At 63.3% G+C, this 20,417-nt stretch carries 15 protein-coding genes; 4 read left to right on the forward strand and 11 right to left on the reverse strand.

Translation table 11 applies throughout. The annotated features are described in order from the left end of the window. Positions 1–158: 158 nt before the first annotated feature. The 10 genes from ACQP2D_RS27530 to ACQP2D_RS27575 all read right to left on the reverse strand — a co-directional run bounded on the left by ACQP2D_RS27530 (position 159) and on the right by ACQP2D_RS27575 (position 14,067). Positions 159–1,061 (reverse strand): hypothetical protein, encoded by a 903-nt coding sequence (locus ACQP2D_RS27530; RefSeq protein ID WP_433678819.1) that lies wholly within the window; start codon positions 1,059–1,061, stop codon positions 159–161. A 40-nt stretch (positions 1,062–1,101) separates the two neighbouring features. Beyond that, entirely contained in the window at positions 1,102–2,652 is a 1,551-nt protein-coding gene (locus tag ACQP2D_RS27535) for a cutinase family protein (RefSeq protein ID WP_433678820.1), read from the reverse strand. Then, complete coding sequence (locus tag ACQP2D_RS27540; protein WP_433678821.1) at positions 2,649–3,569, reverse strand: hypothetical protein; 921 nt, start codon at positions 3,567–3,569, stop codon at positions 2,649–2,651. Before ACQP2D_RS27540 ends, ACQP2D_RS27535 begins: the two co-directional genes overlap by 4 nt. A 262-nt stretch (positions 3,570–3,831) precedes the next feature. After that, a complete protein-coding gene (locus ACQP2D_RS27545; RefSeq protein ID WP_433678822.1) occupies positions 3,832–4,710 on the reverse strand; it encodes a hypothetical protein in 879 nt (292 codons plus the stop codon). An 833-nt stretch (positions 4,711–5,543) separates the two neighbouring features. After that, entirely contained in the window at positions 5,544–7,358 is a 1,815-nt protein-coding gene (locus ACQP2D_RS27550; protein WP_433678823.1) for an acyl-CoA dehydrogenase family protein, read from the reverse strand. A gap of 101 nt (positions 7,359–7,459) precedes the next feature. Then, positions 7,460–8,668: a GAF domain-containing protein gene (locus ACQP2D_RS27555; protein WP_433678824.1), complete on the reverse strand. Its 1,209-nt coding sequence runs from the start codon at positions 8,666–8,668 to the stop codon at positions 7,460–7,462. Positions 8,669–9,022: 354 nt separating this feature from the next. Next, the gene (locus tag ACQP2D_RS27560; RefSeq protein WP_433678825.1) at positions 9,023–9,991 is read right to left on the reverse strand and encodes an alpha/beta fold hydrolase; all 969 of its coding nucleotides are present in this window, start codon (positions 9,989–9,991) and stop codon (positions 9,023–9,025) included. Then, on the reverse strand, positions 9,988–11,346 hold the full coding sequence (locus tag ACQP2D_RS27565) for a cytochrome P450 (protein WP_433678826.1): 1,359 nt from the start codon (positions 11,344–11,346) through the stop codon (positions 9,988–9,990). Before ACQP2D_RS27565 ends, ACQP2D_RS27560 begins: the two co-directional genes overlap by 4 nt. Further along, complete coding sequence (locus ACQP2D_RS27570; protein ID WP_433678827.1) at positions 11,346–12,797, reverse strand: MFS transporter; 1,452 nt, start codon at positions 12,795–12,797, stop codon at positions 11,346–11,348. The genes ACQP2D_RS27565 and ACQP2D_RS27570 overlap by 1 nt, the downstream gene beginning before the upstream one ends. Before the next feature lie 91 nt (positions 12,798–12,888). Continuing rightward, positions 12,889–14,067, reverse strand: coding sequence for a cutinase family protein (locus tag ACQP2D_RS27575; RefSeq protein ID WP_433678828.1), 1,179 nt, complete (start codon positions 14,065–14,067; stop codon positions 12,889–12,891). 843 nt (positions 14,068–14,910) lie between these two features. Between ACQP2D_RS27575 and ACQP2D_RS27580 the strand changes: the two genes are divergently transcribed. Together ACQP2D_RS27580 and ACQP2D_RS27585 are read left to right on the forward strand one after the other, a co-directional pair. Further along, a complete protein-coding gene (locus ACQP2D_RS27580; protein WP_433678829.1) occupies positions 14,911–15,690 on the forward strand; it encodes a hypothetical protein in 780 nt (259 codons plus the stop codon). Next, positions 15,677–16,111, forward strand: a complete 435-nt coding sequence (locus tag ACQP2D_RS27585; protein WP_433678830.1) for a hypothetical protein — start codon at positions 15,677–15,679, stop codon at positions 16,109–16,111. The genes ACQP2D_RS27580 and ACQP2D_RS27585 overlap by 14 nt, the downstream gene beginning before the upstream one ends. A gap of 9 nt (positions 16,112–16,120) precedes the next feature. Here ACQP2D_RS27585 and ACQP2D_RS27590 read toward each other — a convergent pair whose 3' ends face one another. Next, positions 16,121–16,987 (reverse strand): DUF6545 domain-containing protein, encoded by an 867-nt coding sequence (locus ACQP2D_RS27590; RefSeq protein WP_433678831.1) that lies wholly within the window; start codon positions 16,985–16,987, stop codon positions 16,121–16,123. Positions 16,988–18,087: 1,100 nt separating this feature from the next. Between ACQP2D_RS27590 and ACQP2D_RS27595 the strand changes: the two genes are divergently transcribed. Then, complete coding sequence (locus ACQP2D_RS27595) at positions 18,088–18,921, forward strand: helix-turn-helix domain-containing protein (protein ID WP_433678832.1); 834 nt, start codon at positions 18,088–18,090, stop codon at positions 18,919–18,921. A 328-nt stretch (positions 18,922–19,249) separates the two neighbouring features. Further along, positions 19,250–20,023: an HD domain-containing protein gene (locus ACQP2D_RS27600; protein WP_433678833.1), complete on the forward strand. Its 774-nt coding sequence runs from the start codon at positions 19,250–19,252 to the stop codon at positions 20,021–20,023. The last annotated feature ends 394 nt before the right edge of the window (positions 20,024–20,417 follow it).

Below are 20,417 nucleotides of genomic sequence, written 5' to 3' on the forward strand. Positions count from 1 at the left end.
GGCGCAACGGAACCGGCCGATCCCAGATGGGGGCGCGTTGTCGCGGGGGCGGTGCGACCACCGCACGCGGTGTTGGTTTCCGACTGCGATGTGTATCGGCTCCGGTCGCAGTTTCCAAGCGTTGGGTGGTTCGGGTCATAGTGGGCATCACCCGGTCCTCATGCGGGCTCGACCGCGGCGACCACGCTGCGATCGTCGCGTTGAGTTATCGAAATCAGCTGGTGGTGAACGACGATCGAGCCGAGCGGGCGCCGTTCGCTGATTGATACCGACCAGCGATCGGTGCCCGCCGCGGTGATATTCACGCAGTGGGTGGTGCCAGTGGGTACCGCATCGATCCCGGCCTGAATTTCCTCGTCGGTGCCGAACCGGCCCTCCGGTGCCAGCAGTACCCGAACGGCCGCCGCGGTCCGCTCGATGTAGTAGGCGTGTTCGAGTGCCAGGATCACCTGCGGACCGGAGCTGAGGGAACCCGCTCCGTTGCCGCTCACGTGTTCAGGACTGTCGAGGATCTCGCACCATGGCGCGGCAGATGTGCTCGTGGCCCCCGCCACACCTGCCGTGGCCGGTGCCGGTTGCGGGGCGCTCTGCCGATCGGAGGGTGTGATCGACAGCGTCGACAGCGCCCAGGCTCCCAGTGATATGGCGGTCGCCGAGGCGAGGGTCGCCAGAACTGCGATCGTCCATCGGCTGCGAAACCGTGGGGGGCGCACCGTTTCGCGGGCGTTTAGGGCTCCTGCCAGGTCGTCGATGTCGGATACGTCGATTCCAGCGGCGGGGTCGGTGTCCTCTGTTCGCGGCAGCCAGACGGTGTATTGGGCATTCTCGTCCATCGCGTGCGGGGCGGCGGTGTCGATGATGTCGTGACCGCTGTCCTGGTCGTCGTGGTGCTCGGCTGACAGCCAGGCTGTGTAGCTGTTCTCGGCAGGCTGGGGTTCTGCGGCGAGTTCCGGTGCGAGGGAACCGAATCCGGTCATTTCTGTCCAGGCGCTGTCGTCCCAGTCCGCGGAGGGACCGTTGATGTTGTGAGCGCTGGGCTTGTGGTGGCTGTTGTCGATCAACTCGTCTCCTCTCATCGGGAGTGGGCGATGTGGGCAGGTGTTATCCGGCTGTCGCCGGTGGCGGTGGCGGTGGCACCGTGGAGCTCATGCCGGGTGATGGCGCTGCGGTCGGGGGTGGTGCTGGTGGCGGTGAGGTCGTTGGCGCGGTGCTGGCCGGTGCGGGTGTGGCGGTGGGTGATGGGGTGGTCTGGCTCGACTTGGTCGCTGGGGAGGTGGAGAGGTCGGTGATGATCGCGGTGAACCAGTCGGTGGTGTATTTCGCTGGTGCTTGACCGGTGTCGGTGATCGGGGTGTTCAGATATGCGCCTTGCCGGTCGATCGTGTCGCTGAATTTCACCCAGTTGGTGGTGTCGATCAGTGCCGCGTTATCGGTCACGTTGGACACCACTGCTTGGAATGCTTGCCCCACCAGTCGTGTGCCGGTCGATGGAGGTATCAGTTGAGGTAGCGCGCCCAGCAGTTTCTGTCCGAGTACTGCCAAACCAGCGCCGGGATTCGATAATCCCGCGGCGGCGATTTCGGCGATGTTCGCTGGTGTGACAACTGCTTTGGCGACGGTCACGACCGCGTTGATCGCGATGGTGCCGACCTTGAGCACCGCCTTGAGTACGTTGTTGATGTCCAGTGGGGTGCGGGGGTCGCTGGCCTCGGCGACCCGCTGCGACAGCGATGTGTTCGGCGCCAAGGACAGTGAGGCGATCGAATTTCCCTGCAGGTCGTTGTTGACGACATTCGTCACGGTTTTGATCGCGGTGAATGCCAACGCTTGGGTTACCGATGCCAACGCCCGCAGCGGATCACCACCCGCGTCGTTTGCCGCGCCGACGATATTGGAAACGACTTTGAGGATCGCGGCGTTCTCGGGTGCGTCACAGGCCAAGTCACCTGATACGCAAAAGCTGGCGACACGGCGGGTGAGGCTGCCGAATCCGGTGCTGGAGGTGCGGGTGGGGCTGATGCCACCACCTGCTGCGGGCTGTTGTACCAGCGCCGCCAATCCCGCGACGGCCTGCCCGGCGGTGCCCGGCGCGACATCGGGTCGGGTTTGGCCCGTGGCGCCGGGCAAAGTCGGAGTGTTCGCGCTGCGGGTGGGGTCGCCGAACATCGCCACGGCCGCGACCCGTTCCGGCGCGATCCCGCTGCCGCCGCGCCCGACCTGCTGGGCGAAAACCGATGCCACCTGGGCGGCGCGGGCGGAGCCTGCGACCGCGATGCGGCTTTGGCGGCAGCGGGCCAGGAAATCCGAGGCCGTCTGGCGCACTGCGGCTACCGCTCGATCCACGCTCTGCTCGTAGGGAGTTGGGCCCCCCTCGGCGGTGACGGCATTCAGCTCTGCATGAAACCGCACGTAGACACGTTCGAACGCCCCATCTTCGCGGGTGACCAACGGGCGAAAGATCTCGCCCAGCAACCCGGAGTCAGTGGTTGGGCCGGTGTCATCGGCTGCCTGGCCAGGGCCCTGGATGCCGATCGCCATGAGTTGCGGGCAGTTCTGTTGTGCGGGTTCGCCTTTCGCCGCAGGCGCGAGAAACAGCACTGCGGCAGTGGCCGCCACCATGGCAGCCGCTGTCCGCACGGCAGCGCCGATCACGAGCATTCCTCACCGGCATCAGCAGGCTCGTCAACGGCTTGTTCGTAGTCTCCCGCTGCATCTGCTACTGCTGCGTCTTCCCCGGGGGCTGCGTCTTCCTCGGCCGGTGTGTCGTCTTCGGCCGGTGGGGTGGTGCCGGTTCCCAGTGCTGCGCCCGCTGCGGCACCGACGGCCGCGCCCACCACTCCTGCGGCGACCGTGAGTGGGACTCCGACAACAGCAGCTCCGGCGATGCATCCTCCGAGCCCACCGACAAAGGCACCGAGTGGAGCTGCGACTCCCCCGGAGACCGCACCGCCGATGACACCGCCTGCGACACCGCCGATCGCCATCCCCGCGAAGCAGCCCGCCAGACCACCGACAAAGCCGCCAGCGTTCGCGCCGACTGCCCACCCTGCCGCTCCGCCGACCATCGTCGCGGCGGCCTTTCGGTCGGACTCCTCGGTCGAAAAGCCGAGGGCGTCGAATCCTGCCGCCGCCCACCATTCGGTTTTGTCTGCCAGATCCTGGCCAACAGCCTGGGCCTCCGGGGGAACCCAATCAGGTACGGGGAACTCTTCGGTGCCCACGCGCAGCAATCGCTGGGGTGGTTCCGGTTCGGCGGGCTGCGCGGGTTGCTGGTCGCCGGGGGCGTCCTCTTCGTCCGGTTCGTCCTCTACCGCAGGCGTGGCAGGCGGCTGCACGAGGTGCTGCGGCTGGGTCTGCTGCACGGGTTGAGGCCGCGGCGGGTTCGGAATCAGATCGACAACCGTCGGTGTGTCCTGGGGCGCAGGTGGTGTCGGGGCCGTACTCAGGCCAGGTTGGGCCTGGCCCGGGCTCTCCAGGCCTGGCTGCTCGGCTCGGGCCGGTCCAGCGATCAGGGCTGCCACTACAGGCAGCGCTGCGAACGCCAGCAAGGGGCGCTGTCGGATATTCATCGAGTCCTCATTCGCTTGATCTGTCGGGCCCACGCGAGTTCGCTTGTACCGGTGGGCGATTGCCGTGTGCACGGTCGCGTCTTCGGACGGCGCGGGGACCTGGCGGTGGCCAACAATGCGACCGAGAGGGCGGGTCCCATCGAGATCACATCCCGATCACCGAGCCCTACTCGTGCTCGGTCGAGGCCGAGCCGGGGATAACGCGGCTCCGCGCTAGGGTCGTCGCAGCGGTGTGAACGGATCGCAAGCCATGTCGGCGACATCAATCGCCACGCGTTCGGCGATCGTGTTCGCGGCGATGAGCTGCGCCCCGTAGCTGCTCACATACGCCATCCAACGACGTCCCGACTCGTGCCAGCGATAGTGCGCGGGCCAGATCATGTGGCCGGTGAGCCTTCGCGATCTCCAGCAGCCCGCCGACCAGCTGCACCAACAGCAGTAGCGATTTGTCTGATGGATCGCTCGTGCTGCGGTCGAGTTGGGCCAGGCCGAATGCCACTCGACCGAGGTTCGGCCGAGCTCGGTGCCGGCGTGCGGCCACAGCGTCGTCCTCAGGTGGGAGGTGTTGCGCGCAACGCGCCAACTCGTGGGTGGCCGCCGCGAACGGTGCCCCCGACTGGTCTCCGACGCGGATCGACCACACGGCGAACACTCCGGCCAACCGGGCAGCGGCCCACGCCAGATCGTCGCCCGTCCATGCTGGGCGTGAGCGAAGCTGGTCATTGAATTGCCCGGCATCGGCGAACATTCGTGACCACATCGCCGGATGCGACAGCAGGATTCGGTCCCGGTCGAACGCGGATGGACGGCGTACACCGTGCCATTCGCTGATAGCGTGGCGGCGCGACAGGCGTCCGGGTTCCCACTGGCCACGCAGCGCCGTCAAAGACAGGTCGGTGTGAAATTCGGTATCGGAGCGCCGAAGACCTGGCCCGACCGCGACCTGCGCCACATATGTGCTCGGCATTCCGTCGCTTCCGATTCCGGTGGGCCACACAGGGATCCCGGATCGGCGCACTCGCCGAACGAACTCATCCTCCGACAGGCTCGCGACCGACGCGGCCCGCAGATACCGCTCGACGCGCGCCCAGGCTGCCGAATCGGATGCGCTCGGCGCGTGATGCGCCGTTTCTTTCGGCACTGATGGATTGTGTCCGACCTCGTTCATATCTCCGATGGCCTCATTTCGATGAACAGCGTTGATCTTCAACAGGTTTCAGCACTATCCGAGCGAGTCATCACCGATGCGGTGGTCGTGGACTACCGGGGTCGCTCCCTGCGAAAACCGCGCTGTGGGGAGACGTAAATTGGCTAGGCCACAACGTGGACCGGCAATTTGGTTGACTTCGTCGGCGCTACATCCGGACCCGCCACCAGCGAGATCCGGGAAACCCATCGAAATGAGGGCGCGTCCCCATCCTATGCCGAGTTTCGTATTGTCGCAACGGTTTCCGCCCCCGGCATAGCGGATCGTTTATGGGCGTCGTTGACCGCCATACGCATCACACCGGCGGGGCCACGGCCGACACCCGAAGTCATCATTCACCGCGGGGATTCGTGATCTATGGCAATCAGCACAGCCCATGGTCTTCGTCCTTGCTGGTATTTGGTTTCCCCGGAGCGCCTGACGCGATCACTGATTGTCAGGCGTCGATTTCGGCTCAGTGTCAGCCGGGACCGCTGGTGTGAGGGCGACAGCCATGGGCGACTTTTGCTTTCGGATATCGGTCAGCGACATCAGTCTCGAGTCGATAATGAACCCTCGGGTGGGGATTCAGCCCGAATGCGCTCATGTCGGCCATAGTGGATGCTTTGCGTGCACCCTATGTCAGACTATGGTGATATTGCCGCGCTGTCCTGGTGTCTCGGCGCAATGCTTCGCGCTGGAAGTGTTCGTCGCAGATATCCACGACTATGGTCGTCTGTGAACGGCGAAAACCATTGCATCACATCGCCGAGCCCCCTGTTTCGGGCTCATTTGGTGTCGGGGAATTTGTGCCGCCAGTTGAGAATGTCGAGCCACCCGATGACGTAGCTATCGGCATCGATAGCGGCCGGCAGTCTGGGGATGTCGACGGCCTCGAGTAGATCTGAAAGATGCTCAGCAAGAAGTGAGTACCGAGTCGACAGTGCGTCTTCCACTTCTACAGCGCGCTCCTGAGAATACTTGCCGCGCATGGCGAACCAGTTCGCGTCAGCTTTGATTCGCTCCAGGCAGTAGACCGCGACGAGGTCGTCGAGGGTTGCGATCGCTTCGGGGATCTCCACAGCCGTAGCGCGTGAGGAGAGTGCGTCGGCGGCCATTCTCTCCATCGTCGCGACGTAGACTTTGGTGGCGGCGGTGTCGGGGCGCGCAGTCGTCGCTGCAGTCCGTGCTCTCGCTCGTGCCTCCGCTGTGATCGTCTGCTCACGTTCGTGAAGCATTGCGTGCCACCATGGCAGCTGTTCGCTCCGAGGCTGGAGGTACAGCCCTGATGTGTCCATGCGTGATAGCGCGCGGCCGACGGCGGCCTTGAGTGCACCATTGGCACCTTCGGCGATGGCGATACCGTTGCCGCGCAGAAAATAGTCCCCGATGAGGTTCGCGCTTGAAATTCCTTGTGCTCCACATATTTCGACGCAGGCTTCGAGAACAGCACGGGCGGTATCGGACGCCGCTGGCTTGATGAGCATATCCAGCGTGGCCGCGCATGGATGCTGAGCATCGTGACGTGCACGTGCGAGGTTGGTCAACGCGGTGAGTGCGAACAGGCTTGCTGCGCAGGACACAAGAGATTGTTGTGTACCGTCTCGGTCGGCCAACAGGACACCGCCAGAGGTCGGCCGCTGGTTGGCGTAACGGCATGTAATCGCCCATCCGGCGCGCGCGCTCGCCAGGGCGGCGCCTGCGAACAACACCCGTCCCGATCCCAGAGCACCGGAGCTCAGGTGAAACCGCTCGTAATGGCTCAGGTCGCAACTGAATTCGCCATTCTCATCGAATCCGGCCGAATGCCCGCTCAGGAGAGCGCCTTCCGGGATGGACATTCCGTCGAAGCAGAAGGCCGCGTGGTCCATTGGTGGGCCCAGAGTTGTCGGCGGCAACGGCTCGATATCGACACCGTCACTGACAGTGTCGCGTGTCCGCAGGCGCACCACAAATGGCCAGACACCTTCGTCGCGGCCATCGACGATAAGACGGGCAAGCAGGACGAACGTTTTCGCGACCCCCGCCAACCCGACGTTCGGCCACATATTGATTGCCTCAGCGCTGGGGGTGTGTAAGGTGAACTTCCGCACATCGGGTTGCCAAACTGCGATGACGCCTAATCCGAGAAGGTTCGTGCCATAACCGAGTTCGGTCGCGGCCAACCCTCCAACTGCGCGCACGTCGTCCAGTTCCTCCAGGCAGCTGAGCTGATAAGGCTCGCCGGTGCCACGTGTTTCGATGGTCTCGATGCCGAGATTGAAGTGGCTCAACACAGGAAGCAGTCGCGGCGCGAACACTGCCGCACCGTCATATATCGCGCACAGCAGCCCGAAATCCTGGGCTATTGCGCGTGAGGACCCACCGAGCCCGGCGACAAGCTCACCGAGCAGCTCGTAGCCGTGCCGGATTTCGTCACTGTGAGTTCGTCCGGGGACGGGGCGATCGTCCAGGGTTTGCAGCAGCGCGCTGACCCACGCACGCATTTTCTGGCCATCGCCAGCGATGCACTGGCCCAGTGCGATACTCGTTGGCCGCTTTGCTGGGCTGGAATGTGCTGAGCGCCAATAGGATTTGCCTCTGTGGGTGGCGTGGGTGGTCATGGGTCTCCAAACGTCGTGTGGTGCCTGATCTGTGGGAATTGAGGGAGGTCGGTGACGTCGTCAACCGTGCGGTGGTGGACCGCGCGGGAGAAATAGCTCGCTCATCCGATCGAGCGGGGTCCTCCCGTCTGCAGCGACCGGGATCGCGCGCGACGCGATGGGCTGGGTGCTACCTCCGATACCGGTCGGCTATGCGGGTTGGGGTCGCTGGGTCGTCGGGAACCAGTACCGTTTGCTCGTCGGGTGGCCAGTCGGACGTCGAGGCAGGCTTGGGGCGAGATTCCGCGTGTGAGCACGGTGAGGTGGGCGTGAACGCTCACCCAGGACGATGTGTCGAAGCGGAGGCGAAATCTGATGTCGGCCTGTTCGACGCCTGCCAGTAGCCGGGTGCGGGTGTGGGCCACTTCGGCGACATCATCGGGATGTGTCTCGGGGATCTCGCACATCCAGCGGTCCAGTGGCGCTGGCCCGGTTTTGATCCACTGGTGCACCAAGCCCGTTGTGAGATCGGTGATCCCGACCGCGTGACGGGATTGGATCGGGAGGGTGCTCACCAATTTCGCGCACAGTGTTGGCGACGGGGCGTCGTGCTCATTGCTGATGTCATAAGCGATGGCGCGGATCGTCCGTCCACGCCCGTAGGGGACACTTGCGGCAGCGATGAAAAGGTTTCTGCGCGTATTCGTTGCGACGCCGGTTGTCACCACCGTTGCGCACCACAGTGTTGGCCCCTCGGGTGTTTCGTCGAACAGCCTCATCAGGCCGGCTGTGTCATCGCTACCTTCGAAGTGCCGCATCAGCTCCGGCAATGCCCGTGCTGGCGTCTTGATGGCCTCGGCGTCGATCAGATCCTCGAATGTTGAATCCGTCGTTGTGAAGCCTTTCCGGCTCCGGCACATCAGTGCGCCGACACTCGGCCGGGCCGGAATAGGCTGGAACCGGGGTCCGCCCCACACGTGGACCGCGAACACCTTGTTATCCGGTCCAGCCACGGGAACCGCGATGATCCGCATCCGCACACCGGATGACAGGTGGCACGAACGGATCTGAGGTTCGCCGCTACTGATCGCCTGCCCGATAATCGGCACAAGATGCTGATTCATACTGCTGCTGCTGGCAATCCGGGTCCTGCTCAGGCGTGTCCATCGTCTGGGCTGCGCGCCCTCGGCGACGACCCACCAGGTAGTCCGATCCGCCAATGTCGCGACCAATACCCACGGATTGGCAGTGCCTGGACCGTCGCCGGATTCGTCGCGATCAGTTCGATCCGACATTGCGGTGTGCTGGGCTTGGGGTCTCGAGGCATTCATCTGCGCCTACCGCGGTGAGATGTCGACGCGCAGAATCGGCCGCGACGGCGGACAGGTGCACCCAGTCGGCGGGGTCGATGACCGCGTACTGCTACGCCGACGTTGGCGATCACAACCAGCGTGGAAATCGAGGCGGGAATGACGATCTGGATCGAAGCCATGCTCATCGCCCCTGCATCATCGTCGCCGAGAACGCGCAGACAGCATCCTTCGAGCCGCCGAGACCGGGGTCCGCCGGTGGGTGTGCATCGTCAACTACGTCCAGGCGGCGCGGGCCACGCACCGCAATCACTGACATGACCACCACCACGGCTGCCAACGTGGCCGCCACAAAGCCTGCAATAGCGTTGTGGCTCATCGCTGTCCGCCCCCTGACGTGGCATCGCTGCCTATGTCAGCAGCGACTTCGACAGCGGGCCTCAGCGCATGGGAACGTGCGTTCAAGGGTTTGTACCGAGCGATGGACGACACGATTGCCGCGGCCGCGCGGTCAGGATCCGACAGCGGCATGGAATGACCCGCGTCCTCGAGGTGATACAGGACCGCGCCAGATATCCGGGTGGCCAGATACTGAGTTTGTGCCGCAGGGACCACCCTGTCGTACTCGGCCGTTATCAGCTGCACCCGGATTTCGTTCAATCCATCCACCATCGGTGTGGCCAACCGGAATTTCGTGACCGCGGTGCAGATGTCAGCGGTGACTCGCGGGTCGACCGGCTCAGTGCTCGGAATCAGTTGGGCACGACCAGGTTTAGCGTGTGCGGCGAGGCTACGCAGTCGCGCTGCCAGCACGCGGTGTCCGGCCGCGTTGACCGCGTCCAGCGGGCCGCGACGGCGCATCCACCGCAACGCGGCGGAGGCGGGTCGAAACGTCCGCAACGCTGGCCACCATGGTTCTTCACCGGATGCCCCGAACAGCACAATGTCAACGACCCGCGACGCCTGCCGCCGATGGCGGCCAACGTATTCCAGGACAGTGAAACATCCGATCGAATGGGCGACCAGCACAATCTGGCCGGGGACGTGGTCGATCACGCAGGCCAAATCGTCTGCAAGCCGCCCGAAGTCGGCATCGGATCGTCGATGCGGCCTCTCAGAGCGACCGTGCCCGCGTGCGTCGAAGGCGATGTGTGACGCCCACTGCCCGGTCAACGGCATCAGGGACTCGATCAGCGGCTCCCAGAAGGTCTTGTCCGCGAGAAGACCGTGAATATAGATGACAGTCACCGCAGGAGCTGGACTTGTCACTTCGGTCCCGTCGAGCCGCAGCCCATCCTCGCAGTGCACGCTCAGTGGCCGGATGTGAATTCTGGTGTTGGTCAAGACGTTCTCCTGCGAGCGGTGACCACGAGCTGTGATCCATGGGCGGGGACGTGGGTGATATTGCGGACGTGGTGCCGTTCAGGTGCCGCGCCAGCGGGCAGCGACAGGGTGTAGCGGCTCAACACCTCGCGCAGCACGCAGTGAGCTTCGAGCAATGCGAACTGCGCGCCGAGGCAGCGGCGCACCCCACCACCGAACGCGTACCAGGCGTGCACAGGGACTTGCCCGGTGAGGAAACGCTCCGGGCGAAAAGCTGTTGGGTCGTCGTAGTTTTCGGGGTCACGATGGGTGAGCAGCGAACTGGTCGTCACATAGATCCCGGCGGGCAGTCTCCAGTCACCGACCTGCAGATCGGTCGTCAGTCGCCGATAGGTGCCGCCGATAATGGTGTGCAGCCGCAGGCCTTCTTTGAACACCGCATCCACGTACTTGTCGTCGCCCCCGGCGACAGAGCGACGTGCTTTGTCCTGGATGACCGGGTGAGCGGCCAGTTCATGCAGAGTCCAGGCCAGCGCGCTGGCTGTCGTCTCGTGGCCAGCCAACAGCAGAGTGATGAGCTGATCGCGAATCTCGGTGTCAGTCAACGGCACATCGGTCGCCGCGTCGCCGATGCCGACAGCCAGGAGCCGCGACAGTACGTCGGTGCGCTCTGCCACCCCTGGATCGGCGCGGCGTTCGGCTATCTCCTCATCGAGCAGAACGTTGATCTGGGCTTCGATGCGCTGATAGCTGGCCCACGGACCGAACCGGCGCAGCCGCGGCCAGTTCAGCCCTGCCAATACGAGCGGGTGAATCGTGACGACTCGCTCGATCAGGGGGGTGATCTGGCTTCGGCGAACGGGGTCGGTCAACCCGAACACGACCTGCAGGATCGTTTCCAGAGCAAATGCGTTCATCCGCTCCAGGCCCGCCACATGTCCGCGCTCGTGTCCGGCCCACGCGTCGAGTTCTGATTCGGCGATCTCCTGGATCGCGGCGCGGTAGCCGCGAAGGGCCGCGCCGTTGAACGCGGGCATGAGCAGGCGACGCAATCGCGCATGATCGGTCTCGTCGGCCACCATGACACTGGTGGATCCGAGGAGCCCGGAGATCAGATGATTGCCCTCACCGCCGTGGACCTCGGTCGAGGTGGCTGCGAAGATCTTTCGGACGTGGTCTGGTTTCGACACGACCACCAGGTCGTCGGCATACGGGGGTACCTGGATCGCAAACACATCGCCGTGCCGGTTCATCAGCCGTCGCAGCCACCACGCCCGCCGCCGCGCATACAGCAGCGACTGGATCACAACAGGCAATCGAGAGCCAGGGGGAAAATCGGTGGCATGCGATGCCGCCGCAACAGGTGTCCGGGTCATCAGAGCCTCCTTGGGCTGGTGTTCTCAGAGCTCGGCGTTGCCGGTGAGGAGGTCGACTGCCCGAGCGCGGCGACATCGGTGCCACCACGGCGGACTATCAGCGTTGTCGACAGGATTGCCGCGGCAGCGGTCACGGCGGCGAGCAGCCCGAAAAGTTCGTGGACGGAGCTGAGGACGTCCCCTGGCACGAGGATCGCCGAAACGACCGCTACACCCAGGGCACCGCCGCTCTGGCGCGCAGCCAACATCAGTCCCATCCCCGCCGACGAGTGACTCGCGGGCACCGTGGCCGCGGTGATCACCGACAGCCCGATGATCACCACACTGGCTCCGCCACCTTGTGCGATCGCCACAACGACCCACAGCCCCCAACTACGGTGCGGGCCAAGGGCGCTGGCTATCACCACGAACGCGGCAGCTACCACCGCGAACCCGCCGGCGCAGTACCATCGAGCCGTTACCGCAGTCGCGGCACGGCCCACCACGGCCGCCGCCATGGCGGCCGCTCCACCGACACCGACGCAGGCCGCGCCCTGCAGCAAACTCAGGTGCCATACGGTGACGAAGAACATCGGGATCGCCAGCAGGTAGGCGAACAACGCGAACCCGAGCGCAACGGAGGCCACGGTGTTCAGCGCGAAACACCGTGAGCGCCACAAGCTCACCTCGAGGGCAGGCCTCCGATGGTGGTGGCTGCGTCGCGCCACCCAGAGCGAGGTCACGATTCCTGTGGCGCCCACCGCGACGGTAAGCGGGCTGGTGTAGCCCCAACGGTGGCCTTCAGTAATGGCTGCGACGAGGGCGGCAATTCCAGCCGACAGAATGACCGCACCCGTCACATCGGGCAGACCTCGGTCTCGCCTGGTCGTGGCAGGCAGGACATAAGCCCCCAGTGCGAACAGGGCGACACCGAATGGAATGTTGAGCGCGAATATGCTCCGCCATCCCCAAACGTCGACGAGCAGCGCCCCGATCGCGGGACCAGCGGTTCCCGCCAAAGCCCCGGAGGCGGACCACGCGCCGATCACTCGGCTTGCCTTCGCCGGTCCAGCAGCGGTCAGCATCGCACCGAGCGCTGACGGCAACAGCAACGCAGCCGCCCCGCCTTGTGCGAAGCGGGCAGCGATGAGCCAACCGGCCGTCGGCGCAACCACGCACAGCAGCGATGCTGCTGTGAACGCGCCCAGCCCTGCCAACATCACTCGCCGATGTCCCATCGTGTCCGCCAGATGACCGGCAGCGGCCAACAGTCCGGCGAAGGTGATCGCATAACCGCTGACCACCCACGTCAGCGTCGCGGGAACGACGCCGGGAAACGCCGAAGCTATTGGTGCGAAGGTCATGTTGACGATGGCGGCATCCAGAAAGCTCAAAAACGATGCACCGCAACCGAGTACCAGCACCGCCCGGCCTATCACCAGGCCAGTGGGACCGCGGTCGACGTTGGTCATTCCCATGAAGCTTCAGCTTCCGTGATGCTGCGGCGCAGCGAATCAGCCGCCACCGTCGGGCCATGGGAATTAGCCGACACCGACGCCGCGGTCATGATCGGCTCGCGATGTCGTAGGCGATGGCGGTGAGCCACGCGGCACCGGAAGCCAGTTGCCCCCTCGCGGCGTAACCGTTATGGCGTGCGACGGTGTCCGCGAAATGTAGCCAAACGAGCGGATTCGCCAGGGCGGCATTGTCGGCCAGCAACTGTGCCCACGCGGCCCCAAGTTGCCCGACGAGCTTGGGCAGCAAGATCAGTGGGTTACTCGCGACGGCGGCGGTGACCTCACTCCACCGGGCCGCCGCGGTGTCGGCGTCTTGTGGTGATGGTGCCGCTGTTCGTGGATCGGCCGCATCGATCAAACGCGCCGAAAGAGATTCCTGCGGCACGTAGTCGACGGTGCCGCCGCCGACTTGGAAGTCATTGAGGACAATGGTGGTCCACGCATCGCCCAGAGCATCGGACAACAGCCCGCTGATCGACGCGATTGCGCTGATCGGGTCATTCAAGTTGGCTTGGGCTGCGATCTCGGCGCCGATCCGCAGCAGCGCGGCATTGTCCGGCGCCGAGCACGCCAGATCACCGTCGACACAGATATCGATGACGCGGCCCGCGAGCATGCCGTACCCGACGCCGGTGCTGGCAATCCCGCTACCACTGGCCGCTCCGCTGCTGATCTGTATCCGCGCCACGGCATCGCCGTTCGTGCCCGGCGCCGGGTCAGGCACGGTCTGTCCCGGCCGACCCGGGAAGGTCGGGCTCCCTTCGAGCCGAGTGGGATTGGAGTACATCGCAATCGCGGCAATCTTCTCCGGCGGCACCGGCCCCATACCCGCACCGACGTCCTGCGCCCACATCGCCATCGCTTGTGCGCCTTGGGAATAGGCAACACCGGCGATCAAAGTGTTGGGACACTCCGCCACCACTTGTGCAGCAGCCACGTCGAGCTGATTACGCGCATCGCTCACCGACGCCGCATAGGGATCCGGTCCGCCGCCGGGCACGATTCCACCGAAACCTGCTCCGTAGCTGATGTAACTGCGCTGCACAAGTCCAGGCACGGCCGCCAGGACGGGAGCTAGCAGCGTGCCGAGCACGCCGGAGTCGGCCAAGGGATCCGCAGTGGGTGAGGATTGCCCTGTGCCCTGGATGCCGATGACATACAGCGCCGGGCACCCTGGCCCGATCGGGACCGCATGTGCGCTACCAGTGGCGGACGTCGTGGTCATAGCCGCCACCGCAGTCAGTGCCAGAACTGTCACTGTGACCCGAGCAGCTCGGATTCTGGATGTTGATCGGCCGGCTGCTCTGGGCATCGCGACAGCTCCGGCCGACAACCGGGCCGGAGCTTGGGAATTGATGTGGCGCAACGAAGGTCCTCCCTGGATAGGCGCACATGGACGGCATCTGCCGTGACTGCCGCATCGTTGCGGCTAGCGACGGCAACGACCGTCTCCGCGAAACGCATTGGGAACTAAGTGGTTTCAGGACATTTCTCGCGGGCAGCCCCCGGGAGATGATCGAGCGCAGACCATCGGATGCGTCACCAGTTCACAAGTCAGCGCGGCAATAGCAGATCAACGCGCCCGCAACCAGATGGCCGACAGCCCGCATACAGCGAATTCCGTGCTCGCAGAGGGCACGTCCTGTGCAGATTGAGTTGGGACACGGCCCTCGCGGTGCCTGTGCGTGGGGGGGGTGAAAGCACCACGAGGGCCGGTCACCGAGCCTGCCGCTGCCCGTGCTACGGAATCAGCGACAGGACGAATCCAGCCAAATTGGCCAAGGTGTTGAGCACGTAGGCGCCGTTCGCCAGAATCCCCGACCCAGCACTCAGCCCGTTCAAGATGTCCATTGGTTCCCTCCCTTCCCGAGGTCATTGCCGGATGCGGGGTTGCGCCGCAGTCGACTGCGATCTCAAACGATCGCTCCGGCCTTGTGCGGTTGACGAGGAGAACGCTACCCACCAAATCATCCAAATACAACAGCAGATTGGATTATTTGGTGTGTTATTGACTTACGTTGGTGTTTGACCTCTTCGCTGTGCACCGAAGTGGTGTTATCGTGTCTCCATGAAGACGCGTGGGACACCGAGCACTAAGGAAAAGACACCACCCGCAACTCATTCACCGTCGCCACCAACTGACGACCCTCCCGAGAGCCCCTCAGAACTCACCCAGGAACAGCTCAAGCGCTATGGCGGAATCCTCCAGCACCGGCGTGTTGATGAGCTGAAGCTCTCACTTCGAGCGGCAGCCGACCTGGTCCAGATGGCGCATACGACGCTGCGCGACCTCGAGCTGGGGACGAGAGCGCCAGCGCGCGCGCTCACCTATCGGAAGCTCGACGAGGTGTACCAGTATCTGCCTGGTTCGGTCTTCAACCTCTACAACTCAGGCCAACAGCCACTGAGGGCTGAAACTCCCACACCTCCGCCGCCACCCCGCGTACCGACCACCGACTTTCCTGTTGTGTTGCCCTTGATGAGCGTTATCGAGCTGATCGAGGCCGACCAGCTACTGGAAGATAAGGCGCAAACCATCGGCGACCCTGAGCTTTTGGCTCTCCGTGAGACCTATGCCCGCTGCACCGATCGGCTGATGAGGGCTTGGACCATCGCCCAGATCGAAGGGCGTCGGGCGGCCGGCTATCAAGATGACAGGTTCATCTCAACGCTGCTCACTGCCCAGCTCGCACGGAAGCCCGTCGCACCCGACGAACAAGACAGAGACGAACTGACCTACCTCCGATGGTTACTCGGACGCGCAGGGGAATTGCCACCGGATGACGAAGCTCGCTATGCCGCACTATTCGCTACACGCACACAGGGGAGAACGGATGCTGACACTTGAGATCAAGCTGAACAGGTTGTTCGCGCTGGGGCACGAACGTGGTCAGGATGAACGCACCACCGACGACGTCGCTCGAGCAGTATCGGTGCGTCTGGGCTGGGTTCTCGATCCGTCAATCCTCGTGGAAGCCCGTGCGGGGCAACGGCTCACGCTCCCCGCCGAGGTTGCCGACGCTATCTGCGACGAGTTCGGCGTGGAAGAACATCTCTATTTGCGCGAGGACGACAGCGCGGTGGTCACTCGGATCGACTACTTCATTCAGCTATGGATCCTTGTCCGCGACCGCGACCTGCGCCACCTTGCGGCCCGCGGCAACAACCTGGACTTGGAGACCGTTAAAGAGATCATCCATCTTCTCGAGCAGACTGCACCGGCGGACGCTGCTCCAGCGGAAGTATCGACACTTGCCGCTGGGGCATAGCGGCCCGGCCTACCGCAGCATTGAGCTGTGGGACGTGCCCTGAAACTGCGTCCATGCCTTGGCGATTGCTAGGACACGCCCCTCATCTGTCGGCCATGCTGGAGCAGATACAACTGTGGTAATCACGTTGCCCACCGACCGTCGCGCAGTGGCATCGGAGATGGACCACACCCAACTTTCAGCGCGCCCATCGGCCGGAGGCCGCAGGTACGGCGCCAACGCGACAATTGCGTCCTCGATCTCGACTTGCATCCGATGCTCAGCAAAGGCCGGTGTCGACAGCGCCTCCAGATCGCACAACCGAACCTCCGGTGCGGCGTCCGTTAAGGCCGTCCAGAGAGGCGTCAGCGCACGCACCCGACGCATCCTGCCAGCGTCCATTACCCGGGCAGGCAGAAGCCGCCCCTCTGAGATCCCCAACTGCGTGACCTCCGTACACATCAGCGCCAGCTGCGTCCCGAGGATTTCGGCTTGAATTTCGTGCTCGCCATCGAGGTCGTGGCGCTGCACCACTGCTGCGATCTTCTCTGGATCGAGGCCTGTCGTGAATAGCCCAGGGCCGATAGCGAACCTGTTGTCGCCCACGTGATCACACAGAACATGCCCGAACTCGTGCATAATCTGCTGAACCCTATGTCGCACAGAACGACGCGGGTCGTATCTGACGATGACCCGGTTGTCCAAAATCAGCAGGGTTGCACACTTCGGCGGCGATGCATCGGCAACCCGCCAGGGCGCAACGTCGATCCACAGTCCTGTCTCTGCGCCGAACCAGTGACAAAACTCACCGAGCGTCCACGGCACGGTCATCGGCCCAAACGGCAATCCCATTTTGTTCCGTTCCGCCGCCGACGGCTCAAATCCCACGCCGACCACGTGCGCCTTTTCTGTCGTCGAAGGGCAAAGGGCGCACCGGGCAGTATTCCCGCTGACTGACCCACAGAGACTCGCCAGAAGCCGCACTTCGTTCATGGTTTGGCAAAGCGATCTACACCTTCCCCGGACACCAGGCTGACTGAACACAACTGAAACGACCGCGAATAGCCGAAGCCGGATTACGCAGCCCACACTTGTGCTCAACGGATCACGACAATGGCACGGAGTTGCTCCGACCCAACCGAGAACTTGGAAATGGCGACAACTGCTTCTGACGACGGAACAGAACCACCTCCCCCGACCGGGCGCCGGAACTAGATACAGCATCGTTCGGCGGACCGGTCGGTGTCAATTAGAACTCCGCGCACATCCAGTCCATTATTCAGTATTGAGCAGACACATAGTGCGGTGCCGAAGTACGACCGGACAGGCGGTGAGCTACCAAACGCAAAGCGCACACGATGTACGGTCAAAGTGACCACTCTGGACAGGATGTCCGGCATCCTGTCGCGTTGGTCAGCCATACGGGTTCGCGAAATTCGCGTCTAATCGGCACCCCACTGCCGAGACTCACATTTTACGGTCGACACCCAGATCAATTACCTTAAAACGCATCGTTCTCGTATCCGGCAGCCGCGGGAAAAGAGCGGCATAATCCCAACTTAATGAACTCAGTCATTGGAGATGCCGGCCGCCGCTCACACAGAACTGCCGACCTTCGCGCCGTACCGGAACCGAAGGAAGAAATCGCATATCAGCCGTCGGCGGCGGCGGATGGGAAGCACTCGACTAATAACTTTGGCGGCAGGCATGCCGCGCAACTGAGAGCAGCCCCTCCAACCCCCACATCCACCTCGACCACCAAGCGCCACGCCAACGGATCGACCAACAAACTTCCCAAGCTTGGCGCTGGACGCCCCGTTCCTCGAAGTGCCCCTGAGCACGCCATAGTCACCAGGATCGGCCCTGCAACTGCCTCCTTGTCGAGGTCCTGGCCGGGCACTTGCGTTTCCAGCCAGCAAGATCGGTCGCTACAGTGCCTACTACCTGCCGCCTATCCAAGAGGCGTTGCTGGGGGGAAGCGATGATCGGAGGGACATATGGCCGTTGATGTGTCGAAGCGGCTCGGGATCTACATGCGGAAGCGTCGCAAGAGGGCAGGGTGGGAGAGTCTCCAAGAGCTTGCGGAGGAGATGGAACGGATTCGCAAGCAGAAGGAGGAGATGGAACGGATTCGCAAGCTGAAGGACGAGTCTCAGCCGGACAAAGGCTGGAGCGAAGTCTCGGTTTCTAAATCAACACTGGAAAAATATGAGAATGGCAGCCGATGGCCGACACCGAAGGTGTCCGCATTGTGGTTCGAAGCCGTAGGCGTAAATTTCTGGTACAGAGATCAAATTCGGAAGCTGATGAACCCTGAGCTGTGGCAACTCGACTGGGGTGAACTGCCTGCGACGCCGTCAGAGGATAACCTCAAGGTGCTTCACAGCATGGGAATCGCCGCGGCATATCTTAGCGACCCGATGTGGAAACTGCTCGCGGCAAACAAACAATTTCTCGACATGTTCCCGGGCCTCGAAGTGGGAATGAATGTCGCTGAATGGATGTTGAGTAGCAATTGGGCGCGCCTTAATATTTATAATTGGCGACTCCGAACTCACGTCCTAGTCTCCGCCATAGCCAATATCGGGCAGGATATCGTGCCCGACGAGGAGATCGAGGACTTCAAGAACAGATGCGGCGGATATCCGGAGTTCAACACCTTCTGGACGACTGACCCCCCCGAGGACCAGATCATGGATACCAGCATGATCCTGAGGCTGCCCGATGGAACACTTCAGCGATACATCAGCGGAACGACCCACGGCTATCACCCGCCGGTTTTGTACAGCGGATACTCCCTAACCCTTGACCCAGATTTCGTATTCGACTGAATCCCGGCAGCCCTGGGTCCGTGACCCACACCACACGGCTCCGGACATTCTGTCCGGCACTTCACCACACAGCGCACTGCATGTCCGGCATGCCTGGATATCCGCACCAAATGTGCGGTCTCAATCGCTTGACGTGAGCAGCGCCCGGCTTGAATGCTGGATAGCGATAGCGCCGGAAGCACGATGCTGGAGCAGGACGGTCCAACTCCACCATCACCTCGTGTGTCAACGCCGACACCGTGCCGTCCACCGGCTATCGACGAGGGGCACTTACACCGCGTCACGCAGGGCAAGCTTTGCGGCCTCTATTGACCGGACAGGAGGAACGATGGCGGCGACAGCGTTATCGGCTTTGGCAGCGACGGCCGGATGCGATTGGGATTGGGCAAAACGAACAGGCGGAATATTATCTTCGGCCCAGCAAGAACGGTTCGCCCGCCTCTACTGGCGACTTCAGCAACGTCTTATCATTGAGCAAGATTTGAATAGGATCGGTGTTCGTGGAAATGTGAATCTGGATTTCGGTAGTGCCGAAATCCCGCGCACCGCACTGACGGCCGCGGCGGAAGTCGCCGCCAGGTCACTAACGGAGCCCGTTTTGAACCACTGCCTCCGCGGCTACTACTACGCACGAGCAATGGCCGAATGCTGGGGTAGACCGTTCGACGACGAAATTTCGTATGCGGCATGCCTGCTGCACGACCTGTACCTGGAGACGCCGACGCCCGGCCGTTGCTTCGCCGTGGTGGGTGCACTGCACGCAATGGACATCGCACTGGAGGCCGGGGTACCTTCTGACCGCGCCGATGCCCTCGGCAGGGCGATCGCGCTTCACATGAATCTAGACATCGCCCACCTTCACAGCGACCCCGCCGGGTTCGTCGCAGCGGGTGCCTTCGTCGATGTCTACGGAGTCCCCAAAAACTCCTTCGAAGACGGCTGGCTGCAGGAGCTGTGGCGACGCTATCCCAGACTCGGGTTCACCCAGATCGCGGCCGCCTCGATGGAAGCGCAAGCCGCCGTCGAAAACAGCCGCACCCACTGGCTCGTCAATCACGGTCACGTGATCCACTGGGTGCTCAAAGCGCCCTACAACGATTGACCATCATCTGAAATCGACTCCGACGACGCACCGCTCTCCCGGCCGCTTTCGTCTGAGCACCTCCAACACCGCTCGCTGCGCCGCCGCCACCCGACACGCGTCACGTGTTGTCGTTGTTTGTTCTGAGGCAATCCATCCCGATCACGCCGCTCGACGCAGTAGTTGTGCGACACGGAAATCGCCGAGCGATCACCCACGTTGACCTGGGTCACCTCCACACGCCCGATGCCAGGGCACTGATCCCGAGTCGCGCTCACTGCGTCGAAGTCGATGTCCGCCAACGCCAGATGGGCGCCACGGCGACTCAACTCGAGCGCATCTCGCGGCCTATGCGCGACCCCGCGCCCGTCAGCGCGACCACCGAATCCTCGAGGCTGTTCACTTCTCTCGGCCG

Source organism: Nocardia sp. CA-119907 (assembly GCF_050955995.1).
Taxonomy (GTDB): domain Bacteria; phylum Actinomycetota; class Actinomycetes; order Mycobacteriales; family Mycobacteriaceae; genus Nocardia.